The sequence below is a fragment of the Mesorhizobium sp. NZP2234 genome, from assembly GCF_013170765.1.
GTDB lineage: Bacteria > Pseudomonadota > Alphaproteobacteria > Rhizobiales > Rhizobiaceae > Mesorhizobium > Mesorhizobium loti_D.
The window spans coordinates 3,849,639-3,868,257 of the sequence record NZ_CP033364.1; the positions used below are offsets into that span (position 1 = coordinate 3,849,639).

The following is an 18,619-nucleotide window of genomic DNA, read 5'->3' on the forward strand; positions in this document are numbered from 1 at the left end:
CATGGTGAACCGTTCGTAAACCATTTCTGCCTACCGTCTCACCGGGGCCGGAAATCTTCTGGCAAGGGGCATTAGCAGGCGGGCATGGTTGTTGTTTCGCATTTCCTGAAGTGGATCTACACGGCCAGGGTGTCCGAGCGTGCCGCCGCGGCCAACGCGCTGGCCCGGGCTTATGTCAATTCCGAATTGCCGTTCGAGGATCGCTGCGCCGCGGAGGCCGCGCTGACGCTGCTGCTCGACGATGCATCGTCGAAAGTGCGGCTGGCAATGGCCGAAGCGCTTTCCATGAGCCACCACGCGCCGCTGCAGATCATCAGCGCGCTGGCTTCCGACCAGCCCGAGGTCGCCGGTGTCGTGCTGGCGCGCTCGCCGCTGCTCACCGACGCCGATCTGATCAACCGCGTGGCGGCGAGCCAGAAGGCAACGCAGAAGCTGATCGCGGACCGTCCGCTCGTCTCGATGGCACTGTCGGCGGCCATTGCCGAGATTGGCGAGGCGGAAGCCTGCGCGGTGCTGCTGGCCAACAGTGGCGCCCACATTGCTTCCCTCAGTTTCCGCCGCATGGCGGAACGCCACGGGCATCTGCCTCTGGTGCGCGAGGCGCTGATATCGGATGCACGCCTGCCTGCCGACTGCCGGCATATGCTGCTGATCAAGCTTGGCGAAACATTGAAGACATCGCCACTGGTCATGGCATTGATGGGCGCCGCGCGTGCCGACCGCGTCATGCGGGATGCCTGCGTCAAAGCATCGGTGACGCTGATCGAGGGCACGCGCCAGGAAGAACACGCGGCGTTGATCGAGCATCTCAGGCTGCGCGGCGATCTCACCGCAAGCTTCCTCATCCGCACCATCGCGCATGGCAAGGTCGATTTCTTCGGCTCGACTCTGGTGGCACTCGGCCAGCAGTCTGAACAGCGCGTGAGAGCGCTGTTGGCGGGCGGGCACGATGTCGCCTTGCAAGCCTTGTTTCGCAGCGCCGGCCTTGCCGCCGCCACGCATGCGATCATCCTGCGCGCGCTGAAAATCTGGCGGGAAGTCGCCAATGGCAAGCGCGTTGCCGGCGTGCAGGAAGTCAGCTGGCTGATGCTCAAGGAATTGGGTGGGCAATCGGCGGAAGGCGATCTCGCCGCTTTGGTCAAGTCGATCCATCTTGACGCCCTGCGCGAGAATGCACGCGGCCATGCGCTGGCGATCGCCGCGGCCTAGCCTTTATCCCTGGCGAAGAAATCCGGGAAATCCTCCATCGCCGCGGCGATAATGCGCAGTGATGCCGCGATCTGCAGCGCGTCGCTGTTGGCGTTCCGCTGGGCTATGCCCGCCGCATATTGCCGGGCCACGGCGACAGTCGCCGTCTGCGGGTCACCTGGCGCGCGGAAAAGCAGCTCGCGCGCCAGCCCCCTCAGGAAGTTGGCGACCGAAAGCGCGGTCTCGGACGGGATGGCGTGGTTCTGGCTTGCGCTGCGCAACCGCAGGATTTCCAGACCGACCGTGACCGCGGCGACGCCGCCACCCAGAACTGCTTCGCCCTTCCTGCCGGAATTCTGCACCAGCGGCATCAACTGGTTGACCCGGTCATAGGCGAGACTCTCGAAGGCCGATCGCCTCGGCACGCGCTCGTGCAGGCAAAGCCGGGCCAGATCCTCGCGCATGGCCCGCACGATGCGGTTGGCCGCGAGCCACGGGTCGGCGGGGAGCACGACGATGAAGACCCCGATCGCCAGCAGGATGCCGACCAGGATCGATGCCGAGCCGGCAAGGAAGGGGCCAGGGGCATAGGTCATCGCCTGATGCGGACTGAGGAAGGCGAGAAAATTGATGGCGAAGGCGGTCGCCACGCCGACATAGCGCGGATTGGCCATGGCGAGCGCCGCCGGCACCAATATGGGAACGACAAAAAGCGTGAACCAGCCGAAACCGGGCAGCGCGGGGAGCGCGATCTGGCCGACGAGAAAGGCAAACGGCAACGCGAGCAGTGTGCCCTTGAAGAAGCCCCAGGATACCTGCACGGGGTCGGGGCGGGCGGCAAACAGGCTCGATACGACGGCAACCAGAATGACGGTGCCGGCCGCTTCCGACCATTTCGTCGTCAGCCAGAATGCGGCGACCAGCAATGTGGCAAGGGCCGCGCGGACGGCGTTACGCGCGGCGCCGGGATAGTCGCGATGCACCACAAGGGCGGGTTGCCGGCTGGCGCGGCCTTGACGGCGCGCGGCTGGCGAGCGCAGCGCGTCCAGACCGCGCAGCACCTGCTTCAGCGCCTCGGCGAAATCGGCGGCGATGGTGAGGCGGGTGATGGTGCCGACCCTGTCGTCACCCTGGTCGACCGGGGCATCGGGCATTTGCCTGGCCTTGGCCGAGATCGCGTCGAGCCGTGCCACCCAGGGCGCGGTATCATCCAAGGCGCCGGGTTTGGCCGCCAGTTCACCGACAAGCACTTGCAATTCCGAGCGTACCGGAATGAGCGCGGCGTTCTTTGGAGCGGCGTGTGAATGCAGCGCACGTGCGGCCGAGAGCGCCGAGAGCAGCTGTCCTATGGTGCGCCGGACCGGATGGGCGCGGGGCGCGAAGCTCGGCGCCTCGAGCCTGGCATAGGCGCGCATCTCGCCAAGCGTCTGGGTGTCGGCGACGAGCTTGCGGTGCAGTCCGATGAGCGTTGCCCGATCGCCGCCGGAGAACGCACCGCCGGCATAGATGGCGAGGTCGAGAATGCAGCGTTTCAGCCGCGAGATGATGGCGTCACTGGCCAGTTTCGGCAGGATCAGCCGGCTGGTCAGGCCGGCGCAGACGATACCGAGTACGATCTCGGCGCAGCGCGCGACTGCAAGATCGACGACAAGGTGCGGTTGCCCGAAGGCAGGCAGGCCGATGATCATGGCCGTGTAGCCGGCCAGGGCCGCGCCATAGGCTTCCGGGTTGCGCAGCAGTGAGGAGACGAAGGTGCAGATGCCGATCCAGACGGCCAGCACCGTCACCAGCACCCAGGGGCCCGTACCAAAGATCGTGGTGATGCCGATCGCGGCGACGCCGCCGGCGAGCGTGCCGAGCAGGCGGTAAAAACCTTTCGCCAGCACCATGCCGGCAACGGGCTGGGCGACGATGAATACCGTCATCATCGCCCATTGCGGGTGGTCGAGCCGCAGCGCATAGGCGGCGAGAAGCGCGATAAGGCCGGCCGAAACGGTGCGCAGGGCGAAAATCCAGTCCGAGCGCGTCGGCTGTGTCAGTCCGGCCAAGCTTGTCTCGAAATAAGCTTTCAGCCGTGCCCGGGTCACATGCTCGTCTCCGCAACTGGAGCCCGTGTTATGGACCGGGTGGCGCTCAGATATCCAGCACTTCCGTCTCCGCGAATTCGGCACGCTCCTGGATGAAGCGGAAGCGGGCTTCCGGCTTGGTGCCCATCAGCGCGTCGACCGCGTCCTTGGTCGCGGCCTCGGCGTCGATCACGTCGACCCTGAGCAGCGTGCGCTTCCTCGGGTCCATGGTGGTCTCCTTGAGCTGCGAGGCCATCATTTCGCCCAAGCCCTTGAAGCGGCCAAGCTCCACCTTGCCGCGTCCGGTGAATTCGGTGCGCAGGAGCTCGTCCTTGTGCGCGTCGTCGCGGGCATAGGCGACCTTGCCGCCTTGCCTGATCGAGTAAAGCGGCGGCACCGCCAGATAGAGGTGGCCGCCACGCACCAGCGCCGGCATTTCCTGGTAGAAGAAGGTGATCAGCAGCGAGGCGATGTGGGCACCGTCGACGTCGGCGTCGGTCATGATGATGACGCGGTCATAGCGCAAATCCTCGTCGCGGTACTTCGAGCGTGTGCCGCAGCCAAGCGCCTGGATCAGGTCGGATATCTGCTGATTGGCGGCGAGCTTGTCGTTGCCGGCGCTGGCGACGTTGAGGATCTTGCCACGCAGCGGCAATACGGCCTGGCTGGCACGGTCGCGTGCCTGCTTGGCCGAGCCGCCAGCCGAGTCGCCTTCGACGATGAACAGTTCGGCACCAGCGGCCGCGTTCTGCGTGCAGTCGGCGAGCTTGCCCGGCAGGCGCAATTTGCGCACCGCGCTCTTGCGCGACACTTCCTTTTCCTGGCGCCGGCGCACCCGCTCGTCGGCGCGCGCGATTACCCATTCCAAGAGCTTCGAGGCTTCCTGTGGATTGTCGGCCAGCCAATGGTCGAATGGATCGCGGATCGCGGTCTCGACAATGCGAATCGCCTCGATCGTCGCCAGCCTGTCCTTGGTCTGGCCAACGAACTCAGGCTCGCGGATGAACACCGACAGCATGCCCGCCGCCGAGATCATGACGTCTTCGGAGGTGACGATCGAGGCGCGCTTGTTGCCGACAAGATCGGCATAGGCGCGCAAGCCCCGGGTCAGCACGTTGCGGAAGCCGGCCTCGTGGGTGCCGCCTTCGCCGGTCGGGATGGTGTTGCAGTAGGAATTGATGAAGCCGTCGCCGCCGAACCACGTCACCGCCCATTCGAGCGAGCCATGGCCGCCTTGCTTTTCGCTTTTTCCCGCGAAGATTTCGCGGGTGACCTGAAAGTCGTCGCCGAGCGATGCCTTTAGATAGTCCTTCAGGCCGCCAGGAAAATGGAACTCCGCCTTGGGCGGCGTCTGGTCCTTTTCCTTGATCAGCGAGGGATCGCAGGTCCAGCGGATTTCCACGCCACCGAACAGATAGGCTTTCGAGCGCGTCATGCGATAGAGCCGCGCCGGTTCGAACGCCGCGCCCTTGCCGAAGATCTGCTCGTCGGGATGAAAGCGGATTTTCGTTCCGCGCCGGTTGTGGATCTCGCCAAGCTGCTCCAGGCCACTTACCGGAATGCCGCGCGAAAAGCGCTGGCGGTAGAGCTGGCGGCCACGCGCGACCTCGACCTCGAGATGATCCGACAGCGCGTTGACCACGGAAACGCCGACACCATGCAGACCGCCGGAGGTTTCATAGACCTTTGAGTCGAATTTGCCGCCCGAATGCAGCGTCGTCATGATGACTTCGAGCGCCGGCTTCTTGAATTTCGGATGCGGGTCGACCGGGATGCCGCGGCCATTGTCGGTAACGGTCAGAAACCCGTCGGCCGAAAGCTCGACATCGATGAAGGTGGCATGGCCGGCAACCGCCTCGTCCATCGAATTGTCGATGACCTCGGCGAACAGATGGTGCATCGCCTTGTCGTCGGTACCGCCAATATACATGCCTGGCCGGCGACGCACCGGCTCCAGGCCCTCGAGCACCTCGATATCGGCGGCGCTGTAACCCTCGCTGCCATCCTTGGTCGCTGGCGTGCGCTTGGCCGCAGCCTGCACAAGGGGATCCGCCGGGCGCGCCGGTGTGCGAACCGGCTGCGGCTGCTTGTCCATGTTGCCGAAGAGATCGTTGTTGTCGTCCATGCCTGCCATAGGGTCCGGTGCTGCGAATCACCCGCCGATACTGCCACGCTTTTCAGCGCCAAGCGACGGAGGTTCCTGTTACGTTCGGGGATTGACCCCTCTTACCTTAAAACCATTCGATAACCAAGCGGGCGGAAATAGGTCCGATACCGCTGGCCGGGATTCCTGTTTCTTTAACAAAGCGGCCTAGCGTGAGCCCAACATAACAAGAAACGACGGGCATCAGGGGTTTCGGCGTGAGGGGCAAGGCCATAACGATGATCGGCATCGCCGCCGTTTTCGGCGCGATATCGATCTTTGCCGCGGATTTCTGGGTCAAAAGCCAGGCCAGAGCCGACGCCGAGGAGAAGACGGCGTCGATCGCTGCTCCGGCTCCGCCAAGGATCGAGTTCAAGACCATCGTGGTGGCGAACGCGCCGTTGCGCTACGGCATGGAAATCGACCGTGCAAAGCTGATCGAAATCCCGTGGCCGCAGGATTCCCTGCCGCAGGGTGCTTTTGCCACCATCGACGGGTTGCTTGGCAAAGGCAGCCGCGTCGTGCTGTCGCCGATCGAGGTCAACGAACCCGTGTTGCTGACCAAGTTGTCGGGGCCAAACGGCCGCGCGACGCTCTCCAACATGCTGACGCCGGGCATGCGCGCGGTCACCATCCGCACCGACGAGATTGCCGGTGTCGGCGGCTTCGTCACGCCGGGCGACCGCGTCGATGTCGTGCTGACGCGCGATGCCGGCGAAATCCAGGAGGTCGCCAAGAATGCGCAAGGGGCGGCCGGTTCGACCATCACGTCCGAGATCGTGGTTGCGGACGCCAAGGTGCTGAGCGTCGGGCAGGGCGCCGACGAGCGCCAGACCGCGCCGCAGGTGGCCAATTCCGTGACCATCGAGGTGACGACCGAGGGCGCGCAGAAAGTGGCGCTTGCCCGCACCGTCGGCACGCTGTCGCTGTCGCTGCGCTCAGCCAGCGAAGGCGGCGACGGCAAGAATGGCGTCACCACCATCTCTTCCTTCGGCGGATCGGTAGCGGCCAAGGCTCAGGCCGCGGCCGGCTCCTTGTTCGATGCAGTGACCAAGGAGCCGGAGAAGCCGAAATTCAAGACGGTCATCGTGACGCGCGGCACGAAGGCCGAGGAATATCAGGTTCCTGCGCGGGACCAGAAGTAAAGGCCGGTGGGGACCGGTCGGGACGGGGCAATGTTGATGCGTACCCTATATCGAATGGCAGGCCGGTTGCGCTTCGTGCGCACCCTGGGGATGGCGGTTGCCCTGGCTGCAAGCGGGATGCTTGGCTTGCCCGGCGCGGCCAGGGCAGGCAATGACGTCGTCTATGTCTCGGCGACCAAGAATGCGTCGATCAAGGTCGCCAAGGGGAAGCCCAGGACGATCGTGACGAGCGCCGCTTTCTACCAGATTGTCATCGGCGATCCGGAGATCGCCAACGTCAATCCGCTGACCGACAAATCCTTCTATGTGCTGGGCAACAATCTCGGTACGACCGGCATCGCTTTGTTCGACGAGAACAAGCAGCTTGTCGGCACCGTCGACATCGAGGTGACGCTCGACACGGATCAACTGGCCAGCACCATACGCGCCAGCGTGCCGGACGCCAAGATCAAGGTCGGTTCGGCCAATGGCCGTGTCGTGCTGTCGGGCGAGGCGGATGACGCTGTCGCCGCGGACAAGGCAAGCAAGATCGCCAGCCGCTTTTCCGGCAATGAAGAAGTGATCAACTCCGTCAACATCTCGTCCTCGCAGCAGGTCCAGCTCAACGTCCGCTTTGTCGAGATCAATCGTCAGGCAAGCCAGGATCTCGGCGCCAAATACAGCGCCAATTTCGCCTACGGCATTGGTGGACGCGACGTCACCATCGCTCCGGGAACCGTGCCGCCGGCTGGAACCGGAGAGATCATCGGCCGGCTGTTGTCGAACGGCGTGTCGATCGATGTCGCGATCAAGGCGCTGGAAGAGCGCGGCCTCGCCCGCCGGCTGGCCGAGCCGAACCTGATTGCCCGGTCCGGCGAGACGGCGAGCTTCCTCGCCGGCGGCGAATTTCCGATCCCGGTTTCCGAGGACAACGGCAAGATCTCCGTCAGCTACAAGAAGTACGGCGTCAGCCTCGACTTCACGCCGACTGTGCTCAAGGATGGGCTGGTCAGCCTCGACATCGCGCCGGAAGTGTCCTCGATCGACGCGTCGGCATCCTACAACATCGGCACCATCTCCGTGCCCGGTTTCATCGTGCGCCGCGCCAAGACCTCGGTCGACCTGAAGAACGGCCAGAGCTTCATGATCGCGGGGCTGCTGCAGTCGCAGAACGACATCACCACATCGCGCATTCCCGGCCTCGGCAAGATGCCCGTGCTTGGACCGCTGTTCTCGTCGAAGTCCTACCAGCGCCGCGAGACCGATCTGGTCATCATCGTCACGCCCTATCTGGTCAAGCCGGTCGACCCATCGAAGAAGATGGCCGAGCCGACCGACGGCACGCAGCCGGCCAGCAACGTCGACTATTTCCTCAACAACACCGAGGAAGTGAAGGCATCGGACACCGGTCGCGCGCTGGCGCTGGCTGATGGCAGTGCCGCACGAGCCACTCCCGCCACCACGGTCGGGCATTTCCTCGACCTGCCGAAGGACTGAAGTGCCATGCGTCTGATCCTGAGATCGAGCATCGCCTTGCTTTTGGCCGGCTTCGCCGCCGGCTGCACCAGCGACGACTATGTGCGCAGTGAAGGGCTGACGACCGGGGCCGGTAACGCCCAGGCCGCCAATACCGTCATGCAGATGGTCGATCCTTGGAAGTACGGTGTCCAGAACACCAGGCTTCTCGTGCCTGCCAAGCGTGGCGATGCCGGACCCGTCACCCCCGATCAGGCCGCCGCGTCGAAGGCGTCGCAGACGACCACGGGCAACTGACCCCAAAGGGCGATCGAGCCCACAGGCTGATAAAAATGGCAAACGGCATCAAGACCCGGAAAATCCTGCTCGTATCGACGGACAGGACCTTCGTGCAGGACACGCGGACGGCATTCGCCGCCTCCGAGATCATCCAGCTCTCGGCGGTGGAGAAGAGTGTCACCGAGTTGCGTGGCGAGATCCAGGAGGCCGATTTCGGCGCCATCATCGTCGACATGGACGCGGCCAGGCTGGAGGAGGTCGAGTCGCTGCAGCGCATCATGCGCCGGCTGGAGGGCAAGACACCGGTTGTCGTCGTCACCCAGGAGTTCAACGCAGCCGCGGTGCGCATCCTGGTGCAGCTCAAGGTCGCCGATTTCCTGGTCAAGCCAATCACAACGGCAGACCTGGTGCGCTCGGTGGTGCGGGCGTTGCAGGGGCCGGGACGGGAGGAAAACACCGAGTCGCAGATCTACACCTTCATGCCTGCCGCCGGCGGCGTCGGTACAACGACGCTGGCGCTGCAGACCGCCTTCCAGCTGCATCATTCGGTGACGCGTGGCGCCTCGACCTGCGTGGTCGATCTCAATTTCCAGCAGGGCGCCTGTGCCGAATATCTCGACCTCGAACCACGTTTCGACATCACCGAGATCGAAAACCAGCCCGAACGCCTCGACCGGCAGTTGCTCGACGTGATGCTGTCAAAGCACGCCAGCGGTCTGTGCGTGCTGGCCGCGCCGACCCACCCGGCGGAGATGCGCTCGTTCAAGACCGATGTCGTGGTACGCATGCTGGACCTCGTCTCGGCCTATTTCGACAATGTGGTCATCGACATGCCGCGCACCTGGTTTCCCTGGACGGAGACCGTGCTGCTCGGCTCCAACAAGCTCTATATCGTCGCCGAGATGACCGTGCCGTGCCTGCGCCACACGCAAAGGCTGATCCAGGCTGTCTATGAGACCGCCGGCAAGGAAGTGAAGCCGAACGTCATCGTCAACCGCTTCGAGCAGAAGATGTTCGACAACGGCATCAAGCAGGCCGACGTCCAGGAGATCCTTGGCGAGCATTTCGTCGGCGGCATCGCCAACAACTACCGGCTGGTGCGCGAGGCGGTCGACCGCGGCGTGCCGCTGCACGAAATCGACCCCAATGCCAATGTCGTCAACGACCTGAAGAGGATCATTCTTCCGGAGGAGGCAGCCGCGACCGGAGCCAAGTCGAAGTCGCTATTCGGTCTCGGGAAGGACTTCTTGAGGAGGAAGGCCGGATGACCAGCCGTTTTTCAACCCTGCAGAACCGTGACGCACGGCCGCAGCGTCCGGCAGAATCAGCCCCGGTCGCGCATCATGCTGTCGTCATCCCGACCAGCCGAAAGGCCTTGCCGGCAAAGCCTGATATCGCACCGGCAAAGAACGCCAACAAGGTGCTCGATGCGCGCGTCCGCATTCACCGCATGCTGCTCGAGGAGATCAACCTCGTGGCGCTGGAGCGTTTGCCCAAGGAGGAGATGCGCCGGCAGGTGCATGATTTCGTTTCTGAAAAGACCCGCCAGGAGCGGATGGCGATCAACACCGTCGAATTAGAGGCGCTGGTCGACGATATCGTCGACGAGATGGTCGGCCTCGGTCCGCTCGAGCCGCTGCTCAAGGATCCGGACATCAACGACATCCTGATCAACGGTCACCAGAACTGCTTCATCGAAAAGAAGGGCAAGCTGCAGCAGGTCCATATCCCGTTCAAGGATGAGGCGCATCTGCTTAGAATCATTAACAAGATCGTCGCCGCGGTCGGCCGCCGCGTCGATGAATCGCAGCCGATGGTCGATGCGCGCATGCTTGACGGCTCGCGCTTCAACGCGGCCATCCGCCCGGTCGGCGTCGACGGGCCGCTGGTGTCGATCCGCAAATTCTCCAAGAACAAGCTCGGCCTTCACAAGCTGGTCGAATTCGGCGCCATCACGCAGAACATGGCTGAAGTGCTGGCGGCGGCGGTTCACGCCCGCAAGACGACGATCATTTCGGGCGGCACCGGTACCGGCAAGACGACGATGCTGAACGCGCTGTCGGCCTTCATCCCCGAGGACGAGCGGTTGATCACCATCGAGGACGCGGCCGAACTTCAGCTGCAGCAGCCGCATGTCGCGCGCATGGAGACACGTCCCGCCAACATCGAGGGCCATGGCGAACTGAAGCAGCGCGATCTCGTCAAGAACGCGCTGCGCATGCGCCCAGACCGCGTCATCCTCGGCGAGTGCCGCGGCGAGGAGGCCTTCGACATGCTGCAAGCGATGAACACCGGCCATGAGGGGTCGATGGCGACCATCCATGCCAACACGCCGCGCGATGCCATTTCGCGCCTCGAACAGATGCTGGGCATGACCGGTATGCCGATGACGGTGCAGTCGATCCGCAGCCAGATCGCCAGCGCCATCGATATCATCGTCCAACTGACCCGGCTTTCCGACGGCAAGCGCAAGGTGACGAGCGTCGCCGAGGTAACCGGCATGGAAGGCGACGTCATCCAGATGCAGGAGATTTTCCGCTTCGTGCGCACCGGCATGGACGCCGATGGCGGGATTCTCGGCTATTACGAGGCGACCGGCATCCGGCCGCGTTTCCTGGAAGATCTGCGCGCCATGGGCATCGAGTTTCCCGGACGCTATTTCGAACCCGGCCGACCGCAGGAGTAACCAGGGTGTTCGACGGGCTGAGCGCGATCTATGTCGTCTATGCCGGGGCAGCAGTCACCGGCATCATGATCGCCGAGGCCTGCTATCTCCTCTACGCTGGCCGCAGCGACAAGCGCACCGCCATCAACCGGCGCATGAAGCTGCAGGAGAACAAGATCAGCCAGGAGCAGGTGCTGATCCAGCTGCGCAAGGAACGGGGTCTCGATGCAGGCACCTCGTTGTTCTCGCCGGACCGGTTCCGTGCCCTGCGCACGCAGTCGGGCATGATCATGCCGCTGTCGAGATTCCTGATGATCACCTCGGGCGTGGCGCTGGCCATGGCCCTGGTCGCCATCTGGCATGGCTTGCCGCTTTTGATGGGGATTGTCCTGTTCGTGGTGCTGGTGCCGCTGTTGCCGGTGGTGGTGATGCGCTTCAAGCGCAAGCGCCGGCTCAAGCGCTTCGGCATGCAACTGCCGGAGGCGCTGGAGCTGATAACACGCGGCCTCAAGGCCGGTCATCCCGTGCCGGTGGCCATTGCCATGGTGTCGCGCGAGATGCCCGATCCGATCGGCACCGAATTCGGCGTCATCGCCGATGAGGTCACCTATGGTTCCGACCTGGTCTCGGCGCTGAATTCGCTGTTCGACAGGGTCGGCCATGAGGATCTGCCGCTGTTCATCACCGCCGTCTCGATCCAGTCCAGTTCGGGCGGCAATCTGCGCGAGATCCTCGACGGTCTGGCGTTGACGATCCGCGAGCGCGGCAAGCTGCGCCGCAAGGTGCGCGCCATCTCGACCGAAGGCCGCATGTCGGCCTATATCCTGACGGCGATACCGGCACTTTTGTTTGCCGCCATCATGGCGCTGATGCCGGGCTTCTACCGCGATGTCTGGGACGAGCCGAAAACCTGGTACCTGATCGGCGGCTCGGTGACGTGGCTGATGCTGGGCAATCTGATGATGTTCAAGATGTCGAATTTCAGGTTCTGACATGCAGGGCCTCATCGAGTTCCTCGCCTCGCTTGCTCCGACCTCGTTGATGCCGGTGGCCGTCCTGTTGCTGGCCCTGGGCACCGGTGCGGTGGCCTGGCCGATGGTGGCGGCGAAGGGCGATCGCAACGAAGTGAAGCGCCGGCTCAAGGTCGACCATGGTCCCGCGGCCGCGAAACCCGAGCCGCTGCAGAAGAAGAACGCCAATGTCGTGCGCGAGAAGGCGGTGAGGCGGGCACAGGAATTCTACGCCAAGAGCGATCCCGAAAATGTCGCCCGGTTGCGCATGAAGCTGATCCAGGCCGGCTATATGGAGCCGCGCGCCGTCGGCACGTTCTTCATCATACGCTTCTCGGCGCTGGTCGGCGCCGCGATCGGAGCGTTTGTCCTGAACCAATGGTTGGCCAATGCCGACGCGACGATGGCCAGCCGTTGGGCGTTCGTGATCCTGTCGGGCGTGGCCGGCTATTTCCTTCCTGGCCTTGTGCTGACCCAGAAGGTGCGGGAGAAGATGCGCGAATATCGCAACGGCTTTCCCGACTTCATGGACCTGATGATCGTCTGCTCGGATGCCGGCATGAGCATGGAAGCCGGCATCGAGCGTGTCTCCAAGGAACTCGCCAAGACCTATCCCGCGCTCAGCCAGAACCTGCAGCTGGTGTCGCTGGAACTGCGGGCAGGGCGCAGCCTCGACGATGCGCTGAAGGCGCTCGCCGACCGCCTCAGCCTGGACGAAGTCCGCTCCTTCGCCACGCTCCTGCAGCAGTCGAAGGAACTCGGCACCAGCCTGTCGGGCGCACTGCGCGTCTTCTCCGACGAAATGCGCCACAAGCGCATGTCGCTGGCCGAGGAAAAAGCGCACGCTCTGCCGGCCAAGATGTCGATACCGGTGACGGTGTGCATCCTGCCGGTGGTCCTGATGATCGCGGTCATCCCCATCATCGTGAAGATGACGGGTAGCCACTAGCCAATATTGATACCCTGGATCCTGGGCCGGCTACGCATCATCCGGCCCGAACGCGGCCTTGCGACGTGAGAACCCCATGCGAATAGTGTTGTGTGCCCTCGCTCTCGCCGCCGCCAGCCTGTGGCCGGCGCAGGCCGCGGCCGACGATTGTGGCGATGCCGCCTCGCTTTTGCGGCAGGCTTATCCCAAGGTCCAGAAAAGCGCCGACGGCCGCTCGTTCACGCTCGAACCGCATACCAGCATCCCTCTCGCGGTCCCGCAGGACGGTATGCCGGGCCTGGTCTGCAAGGTCTGGCCAGCGCATAACGATCTGCTGCTGGTCGCGGTGCCGCTGATCGACAGCGTCCAATCCGTCGACGGCCAGCATGTTGGCGACATCGAACTTCTGGTCGTCGACAGGAAGACCCTGCAGGTTCGCCAGCGCCTGCTCCAGCCCAGGCTGATGAACGACGATGCCGTCGCCATCCGCGGCATCGAATTCGACACCGGCCGCTATGGGCTGGCGCCCGGTGTCACCGCCTTCGGCCTGCGCATCGACATGGCCAACCATTCGCAGCCCAATCCGTTCAACGAAACCGACCTGCGGCTCTACGCCATCGCCGGCAACGCGCTGCGCGCGGTGCTCGATGGGCTCGTAGTGGCCGGCTTTGGCGGCGAAGGCGACACCAATTGCGCGGGATCGTTTCATTCGAGCCAGGTGAGCCTGGCGATGAGCCCGAAGATCCATCGCGGCTACCACGACATCATCGCGGTCGAGCGGCAGGATACCGACGAACCGTTCCCCGACAAGGATGGCGAGTGCCAGTCGCATCCCGGCAAGTCGGTGAGCCGGACCCACCGGCTGCGCTATGACGGCAGCCGTTATCCGGTTCCGGCGGCGCTCAAGGCAATGGACCCGCCGTAAGAAGGGGGTTCGCACCTGCTCGCGGCGTTGCGGCCAGTGGTTAATGGTCGGTATTGCGGAAACCAAATCTTAGGGGCATTTCGGCACCGAAGCTTAATCGCTGTGCTGTAGTGTCTTTCCCTGAAGAACGACCCGACAAATCGGGCGACGGGGCAGGGCATGCGTCAGACAAAATTTGCGGCGGTGGCCACGATGGCGGCCGTCTTGATGATCACCGGGTGCACGACGAACAACAACGTCGACACGACCAAGACCACCGCGATCCAGCCGGCTGCCAGGGATGTCGATACGTCCGATCTGGCGCAAGGCAAGGCGCAGTTTCGCGATGCGAATTACGGCCTCGCCGAACAGCATTTCCGCAAGGCCGTCGAGCTGAAGGCCGACAATGCGGAGGCCTGGATGGGGCTCGCCGCCTCCTATGACGAACTCGGCCGCTTCGATTTTGCCGACCGCGCCTACGGCCAGCTCCTGAAGGTCGCCGGCCGCAAACCGCAGATCGTCAACAATATGGGTTATTCGCAACTGCTGCGCGGCAACAAGAAGAAGGCCAGGGCGCTGCTGCTGGAGGCGAAGGCCGGCATGGCCGACCCCACGGTCGTCAACGCCAATCTGGCGCTGCTCAACAAGGGTTGATGCCGTCCTCGTGCCGGCCAAGGGTACGGTTTCGGGACAGGTGGCATCGACGCTTTGTAAACCCTAACCGCAGCTTCGGTCGAAAGATCGGCTTAAAGCCATGATCGAGGGCTGCCGCTGACCTAGAATGCGGCTAACCGCCGACGCTCGAGAGGCCCCCGCCCGATATGCTGGATTTCAGTTCGCTCCTGCTCGCGGCCGCGCTGTCGGGCACCTGTCTGGCCGTTACCATGTTTGCAATCTGGTTCACCGCGCCGCGGGCGCGTTTCGTGCTGACGGTGGCGTGCGGCATTCTCGTCCTCGTCGCGCATGTGATCCTGTTCTGGCGATACACCAAGGAGCCGGATCCGTTGCTTTGCCAGATCGCGCTGGCGCTGCTCAGCCTGGGCTTCCTGATCCTCTGCATTTCGGCCATGCAGTATCTTGGCGTGCCGGACCACAGGCGTGCGGTCGTGCCGACCCTTGCCGCCATGGCAATCTGCGCGGCCTTGACCTTCCTCGGCCTTGACGGTGTCGGCTTCATCGTCACCTACGCGACGGTGACCGTACTGCTGTCGACGATCGGGGCCATGTTCTGGGTCAATGGCAGTCATGATCGCCGCATCCTGCTGGTGGTCTCGTTCCTGAGCGGCACCTGTGCGCTGTCGTTTGCCCTTTGCGGCATGGTTCTGCTGGCCAAGGCGCAATGGACGCTCGGCGTTGCCCCCGACAATTGGGCCGAACGTCTGAATTCCGTCGTGGCGGTGGCCTGCATGACCGGCCTCGGCGCCTTGACGCTCTCGCTGCATCATCTGCAGGCACAGATCGAGCTGAAGGCCGAGACGATGACCGATCCATTGACCGGGCTGATGAACCGTCGTGGGTTGACGTCGCTCCACGGCGAGCGGTCCTTCGGTCCCTTCACGGCGATCGTCATGTTCGACCTCGATCACTTCAAGAGGACGAACGACATATACGGTCATCCCATAGGGGATCAGGTCCTGTGCCGCTTCGCCGCCGTCATCCGGAAATATGCCAGGACCGGCGTCGACGCCTTTCGACTTGGCGGCGAGGAGTTCGCCGTCGTCATGTCGCGGATGACGGAAGAGCGGGCCTATGATCTCGCCAGCAAGATTGGCGTGGCCTTTGGCACCGAAATCGTTGCCAGTCCGCTCGGTCCATTGCGTAGCACGGTCAGCGGCGGAATCGGCTTTGGCGGCACCGACGGCAGCAGCCTCGACGAAGTGCTGGCCGAGGCGGACGCCGCGCTCTACGCGGCCAAGCGCGCCGGCCGAAATTGCGTCATCAGCCGCAAGAGGATGGGCAAGGCCGAACCGGTCGAGCCGGCCTTGCGCTCAGCTTAGGCCGAGAGACCGCTATTCGGCCGCTCCCAGATAATCCGACAGCGGCGGGCAGGAGCAGACCAGGTTGCGATCGCCGGCGACATTGTCGATGCGCGACACCGGCGGCCAGTACTTTGCCGCTGTGTCGGCGTCGCTGGCGGGGTAAGCCGCTTCCAGGCGTGAGTAGGGGTGGGTCCACTGTCCGGCCAGCGTCTCGGCCGCGGTGTGCGGCGCGTTGACCAGCGGGTTGTCGGTCAGCGGCCATTCGCCCTTCGCCACCTTGGCTGCCTCGCCGGCGATCGCGATCATCGCCTCGCAGAAGCGGTCGAGCTCGCGCTTGGGCTCCGACTCCGTCGGCTCGACCATCAGCGTGCCGGCGACCGGAAACGACATGGTCGGCGCGTGGAAGCCGTAGTCGATCAGGCGTTTGGCGATGTCATCGACGCTGATGCCGGCGCTCTCCTTGAGCACACGCGTGTCGAGGATGCATTCATGCGCGATGCGATCGTGCCGGCCCTTGTAGAGCAGGGGGAAATGCGGCGCGAGCCGTGTCGCCACGTAGTTGGCCGAGATGATGGCAGTCTCCGTTGCCTGCTTCAGGCCCGCAGCGCCCATCATGCGGATATACATCCAGGTGATCGGCAGGATGGAAGCGCTGCCGAACGGTGCGGCCGACACGGCATGCGCCGAGCCTTCGGTGACATGGCCCGGCAGATAGGGCTTCAGATGCGCCTTGACGCCGATCGGGCCGATGCCGGGGCCGCCGCCGCCATGCGGGATGCAGAAGGTCTTGTGCAGGTTCATATGGCAGACATCGGCGCCGATGTCGGCAGGACGTGCGAGGGCGACGAGCGCGTTGAGGTTGGCGCCGTCGAAATAGACCTGGCCGCCATGCTCGTGAATGAGGGCACAGAGGTGACGGGCGCCTTCTTCGTACACGCCGTGCGTCGAAGGATAGGTGAACATCAGCGCCGCGAGGTTTTTGGAATGCTCGTTGGCCTTGGCCCGCATATCATCCATGTCGATATTGCCGTCCTCCAGGCAGCGCACGACGACGACGCTCATGCCCGCCATCGCGGCACTTGCCGGATTGGTGCCGTGGGCGGAAGAGGGGATCAGGCAGACGGTGCGGTGGCCTTCGCCGCGCGAGCGGTGATAGGCGCGGATGGCGAGCAGGCCGGCATATTCGCCCTGGCTGCCGGCATTGGGCTGCAGGCTGACCGCGTCGAAACCGGTGATTTCGGACAGCCAACCTTCCAACTCACCGATCATGGCGCGATAGCCGGCCGAATGGCTGGCCGGCGCGAAGGGATGCAGATTGGCGATGCTTGGCCAACTCACCGGCATCATTTCGGCCGCGGCGTTGAGCTTCATGGTGCAGGATCCGAGCGGGATCATGGAGCGGTCGAGCGCCAGGTCCTTGTCGGCCAGCCGGCGCAGAAGGCGCATCATGTCGGTTTCCGACTTGTTCTCGTTGAAGACCGGCTGGGTCAGGAACTCTTTTCCCCGCGGCTTGCCGGGCACCGTGCTGCCGGCCGAAAGCCCGGCCTTGGCGCCGAACAGGGCCGCGATCGCGTCGAGATCAGCGTCGGTCGAGGTCTCGTCGAAGGCTATGCCGACATGGTCGGCATCAAGCACGCGCAGCAGCCGGCCGGTTTTTTCGGCGGCTTCGGCAATCTCCGCGGCCTTGCCCTTTACCTCCACCGTCACCGTGTCGAAACGGCTGGCGCCGAGCACCGGCACGCCTGCCGCTTGGAGACCGCTTGCCAGACGGTTGGCCAGCGCGTGGATGCGCCCAGCAATCGCCTGCAGCCCGGCGGGACCGTGCCAGATGGCATAGGCCGTCGCCATGTTGGCGAGCAGCGCCTGCGCCGTGCAGATGTTGGAGGTCGCCTTGTCGCGGCGGATATGCTGTTCGCGCGTCTGCAAGGCGAGGCGGTATCCGGGCCGGCCCTTGCTGTCGGTCGACTGGCCGACCAGGCGGCCGGGCATCAGCCGCGTCAGCCTGTCGGAGACGGCGCAATAGGCGGCGTGCGGGCCGCCAAAGCCCATCGGCACGCCAAAGCGCTGCATCGGCCCGACGGCAATGTCGGCGCCGAGTTTCGCCGGGGCGTCGGTCAGCGTCAGGCCGAGCGGGTCGGCGATGAAGACGACCAGCGCGCCGGTGGCGCGGGCCTTGTCGATCGCCGCCTTGTGGTCGCCATAGACGCCTGATGTATCGGGCCAGGAGACGAGCAGGGCAGCCGTGTTGTCGTCGATCGTCTCGCCGTCGATCTCGATGCCGAGCGGTTCGGCGCGGGTGCGTACCACATCCAGTGTCTGCGGATGCGGCGTGCCGGCAAGTGCCACCTTGGTGCGTTTGTCGCGATGGTGGCGCAGCGCTATGCCGACCGCTTCGGCGACAGCGGTTGCCTCATCCAGCAGCGAGGCCGACGCCACCGGCAGGCCGGTCAGTTCGGTGACCAGCGTCTGGAAATTGAACAGCATTTCCAGACGGCCCTGGCTGATCTCGGCCTGATAGGGGGTATAGGCCGTATACCAGGCCGGATTCTCGAACAGATTGCGCTGGATGACCGGCGGGACGTGGACGCCGTGATAGCCTGCGCCGATGAAGCTCTTCAGCACGGTATTCCCAGCCATTGTCGCCGACAATTCGGCCAGTGCTTCGGCTTCACTCGCCGGCGCCGGCAGGGCCAGCGGCAGGTCGAGGCGAATCGATTGCGGCACGGCCTGGCTGATCAGTGTCTCGACCGAGGGGACGCCGATCACCGCAAGCATGGCTCTGACATCGCTGACATCAGGACCGATATGGCGGGCCGAGAAGGGGGTAAGTGCTGCGCTCATCGTTTTTAAGTCCTGT

The 18,619-nt window shown here is 64.2% G+C and carries 14 protein-coding genes; 11 read left to right on the forward strand and 3 right to left on the reverse strand.

Going from position 1 to position 18,619, the window contains the following annotated elements; genetic code table 11:
• Positions 1-84 precede the first annotated feature (84 nt).
• The gene (locus EB230_RS19035) at positions 85-1,209 is read left to right on the forward strand and encodes a DUF2336 domain-containing protein (protein ID WP_056572265.1); all 1,125 of its coding nucleotides are present in this window, start codon (positions 85-87) and stop codon (positions 1,207-1,209) included.
• On the opposite strand, the gene EB230_RS19040 is transcribed toward EB230_RS19035, so the two are convergent.
• Positions 1,206-3,275 (reverse strand): FUSC family protein, encoded by a 2,070-nt coding sequence (locus EB230_RS19040; protein WP_172373581.1) that lies wholly within the window; start codon positions 3,273-3,275, stop codon positions 1,206-1,208. The genes EB230_RS19035 and EB230_RS19040 overlap by 4 nt on opposite strands.
• Positions 3,276-3,321: 46 nt before the next feature.
• Positions 3,322-5,379 carry a DNA topoisomerase IV subunit B gene (gene parE / locus EB230_RS19045; protein WP_056573387.1) on the reverse strand — a complete coding sequence of 686 codons (2,058 nt, stop codon included), beginning with the start codon at positions 5,377-5,379 and terminating at the stop codon, positions 3,322-3,324.
• Positions 5,380-5,615: 236 nt separating this feature from the next.
• Between parE and cpaB the strand changes: the two genes are divergently transcribed.
• The 10 genes from cpaB (at position 5,616) to EB230_RS19095 (ending at position 15,780) form a co-directional block, all read left to right on the forward strand.
• Positions 5,616-6,542: a Flp pilus assembly protein CpaB gene (gene cpaB, locus EB230_RS19050; RefSeq protein ID WP_246738815.1), complete on the forward strand. Its 927-nt coding sequence runs from the start codon at positions 5,616-5,618 to the stop codon at positions 6,540-6,542.
• A 30-nt stretch (positions 6,543-6,572) separates the two neighbouring features.
• On the forward strand, positions 6,573-8,018 hold the full coding sequence (locus EB230_RS19055) for a type II and III secretion system protein family protein (RefSeq protein ID WP_056572259.1): 1,446 nt from the start codon (positions 6,573-6,575) through the stop codon (positions 8,016-8,018).
• A 6-nt stretch (positions 8,019-8,024) separates the two neighbouring features.
• Positions 8,025-8,294 carry a hypothetical protein gene (locus tag EB230_RS19060; RefSeq protein ID WP_056572257.1) on the forward strand — a complete coding sequence of 90 codons (270 nt, stop codon included), beginning with the start codon at positions 8,025-8,027 and terminating at the stop codon, positions 8,292-8,294.
• Positions 8,295-8,329: 35 nt separating this feature from the next.
• Positions 8,330-9,544, forward strand: coding sequence for a response regulator/pilus assembly protein (locus EB230_RS19065; RefSeq protein WP_056572255.1), 1,215 nt, complete (start codon positions 8,330-8,332; stop codon positions 9,542-9,544).
• Entirely contained in the window at positions 9,541-10,962 is a 1,422-nt protein-coding gene (locus tag EB230_RS19070; RefSeq protein WP_056572253.1) for a CpaF family protein, read from the forward strand. The genes EB230_RS19065 and EB230_RS19070 overlap by 4 nt, the downstream gene beginning before the upstream one ends.
• A 5-nt stretch (positions 10,963-10,967) precedes the next feature.
• Positions 10,968-11,933 carry a type II secretion system F family protein gene (locus tag EB230_RS19075; RefSeq protein ID WP_056572251.1) on the forward strand — a complete coding sequence of 322 codons (966 nt, stop codon included), beginning with the start codon at positions 10,968-10,970 and terminating at the stop codon, positions 11,931-11,933.
• A 1-nt stretch (position 11,934) separates the two neighbouring features.
• Positions 11,935-12,900, forward strand: a complete 966-nt coding sequence (locus EB230_RS19080; RefSeq protein ID WP_056572249.1) for a type II secretion system F family protein — start codon at positions 11,935-11,937, stop codon at positions 12,898-12,900.
• Positions 12,901-12,976: 76 nt separating this feature from the next.
• Complete coding sequence (locus EB230_RS19085; protein ID WP_056572247.1) at positions 12,977-13,804, forward strand: hypothetical protein; 828 nt, start codon at positions 12,977-12,979, stop codon at positions 13,802-13,804.
• A gap of 159 nt (positions 13,805-13,963) precedes the next feature.
• On the forward strand, positions 13,964-14,437 hold the full coding sequence (locus tag EB230_RS19090) for a tetratricopeptide repeat protein (protein ID WP_056572245.1): 474 nt from the start codon (positions 13,964-13,966) through the stop codon (positions 14,435-14,437).
• A 167-nt stretch (positions 14,438-14,604) separates the two neighbouring features.
• Complete coding sequence (locus EB230_RS19095; protein WP_056572243.1) at positions 14,605-15,780, forward strand: GGDEF domain-containing protein; 1,176 nt, start codon at positions 14,605-14,607, stop codon at positions 15,778-15,780.
• 12 nt (positions 15,781-15,792) lie between these two features.
• Here EB230_RS19095 and gcvP read toward each other — a convergent pair whose 3' ends face one another.
• On the reverse strand, positions 15,793-18,603 hold the full coding sequence (gene gcvP / locus EB230_RS19100; RefSeq protein WP_172373583.1) for an aminomethyl-transferring glycine dehydrogenase: 2,811 nt from the start codon (positions 18,601-18,603) through the stop codon (positions 15,793-15,795).
• Positions 18,604-18,619: the final 16 nt, after the last annotated feature.

Bases quoted from the DNA above. Each gene is read 5' to 3' on its own strand.
- EB230_RS19085 (WP_056572247.1), top strand. From the start codon at position 12,977: ATGCGAATAGTGTTGTGTGCCCTCGCTCTCGCCGCCGCCAGCCTGTGG.
- EB230_RS19035 (WP_056572265.1), top strand. From the start codon at position 85: ATGGTTGTTGTTTCGCATTTCCTGAAGTGGATCTACACGGCCAGGGTG.
- EB230_RS19080 (WP_056572249.1), top strand. From the start codon at position 11,935: ATGCAGGGCCTCATCGAGTTCCTCGCCTCGCTTGCTCCGACCTCGTTG.
- EB230_RS19095 (WP_056572243.1), top strand. From the start codon at position 14,605: ATGCTGGATTTCAGTTCGCTCCTGCTCGCGGCCGCGCTGTCGGGCACC.
- parE (WP_056573387.1), bottom strand. From the start codon at position 5,379: ATGGACGACAACAACGATCTCTTCGGCAACATGGACAAGCAGCCGCAG.
- EB230_RS19060 (WP_056572257.1), top strand. From the start codon at position 8,025: ATGCGTCTGATCCTGAGATCGAGCATCGCCTTGCTTTTGGCCGGCTTC.
- EB230_RS19070 (WP_056572253.1), top strand. From the start codon at position 9,541: ATGACCAGCCGTTTTTCAACCCTGCAGAACCGTGACGCACGGCCGCAG.
- EB230_RS19055 (WP_056572259.1), top strand. From the start codon at position 6,573: ATGTTGATGCGTACCCTATATCGAATGGCAGGCCGGTTGCGCTTCGTG.
- EB230_RS19065 (WP_056572255.1), top strand. From the start codon at position 8,330: ATGGCAAACGGCATCAAGACCCGGAAAATCCTGCTCGTATCGACGGAC.
- gcvP (WP_172373583.1), bottom strand. From the start codon at position 18,603: ATGAGCGCAGCACTTACCCCCTTCTCGGCCCGCCATATCGGTCCTGAT.
- EB230_RS19090 (WP_056572245.1), top strand. From the start codon at position 13,964: ATGCGTCAGACAAAATTTGCGGCGGTGGCCACGATGGCGGCCGTCTTG.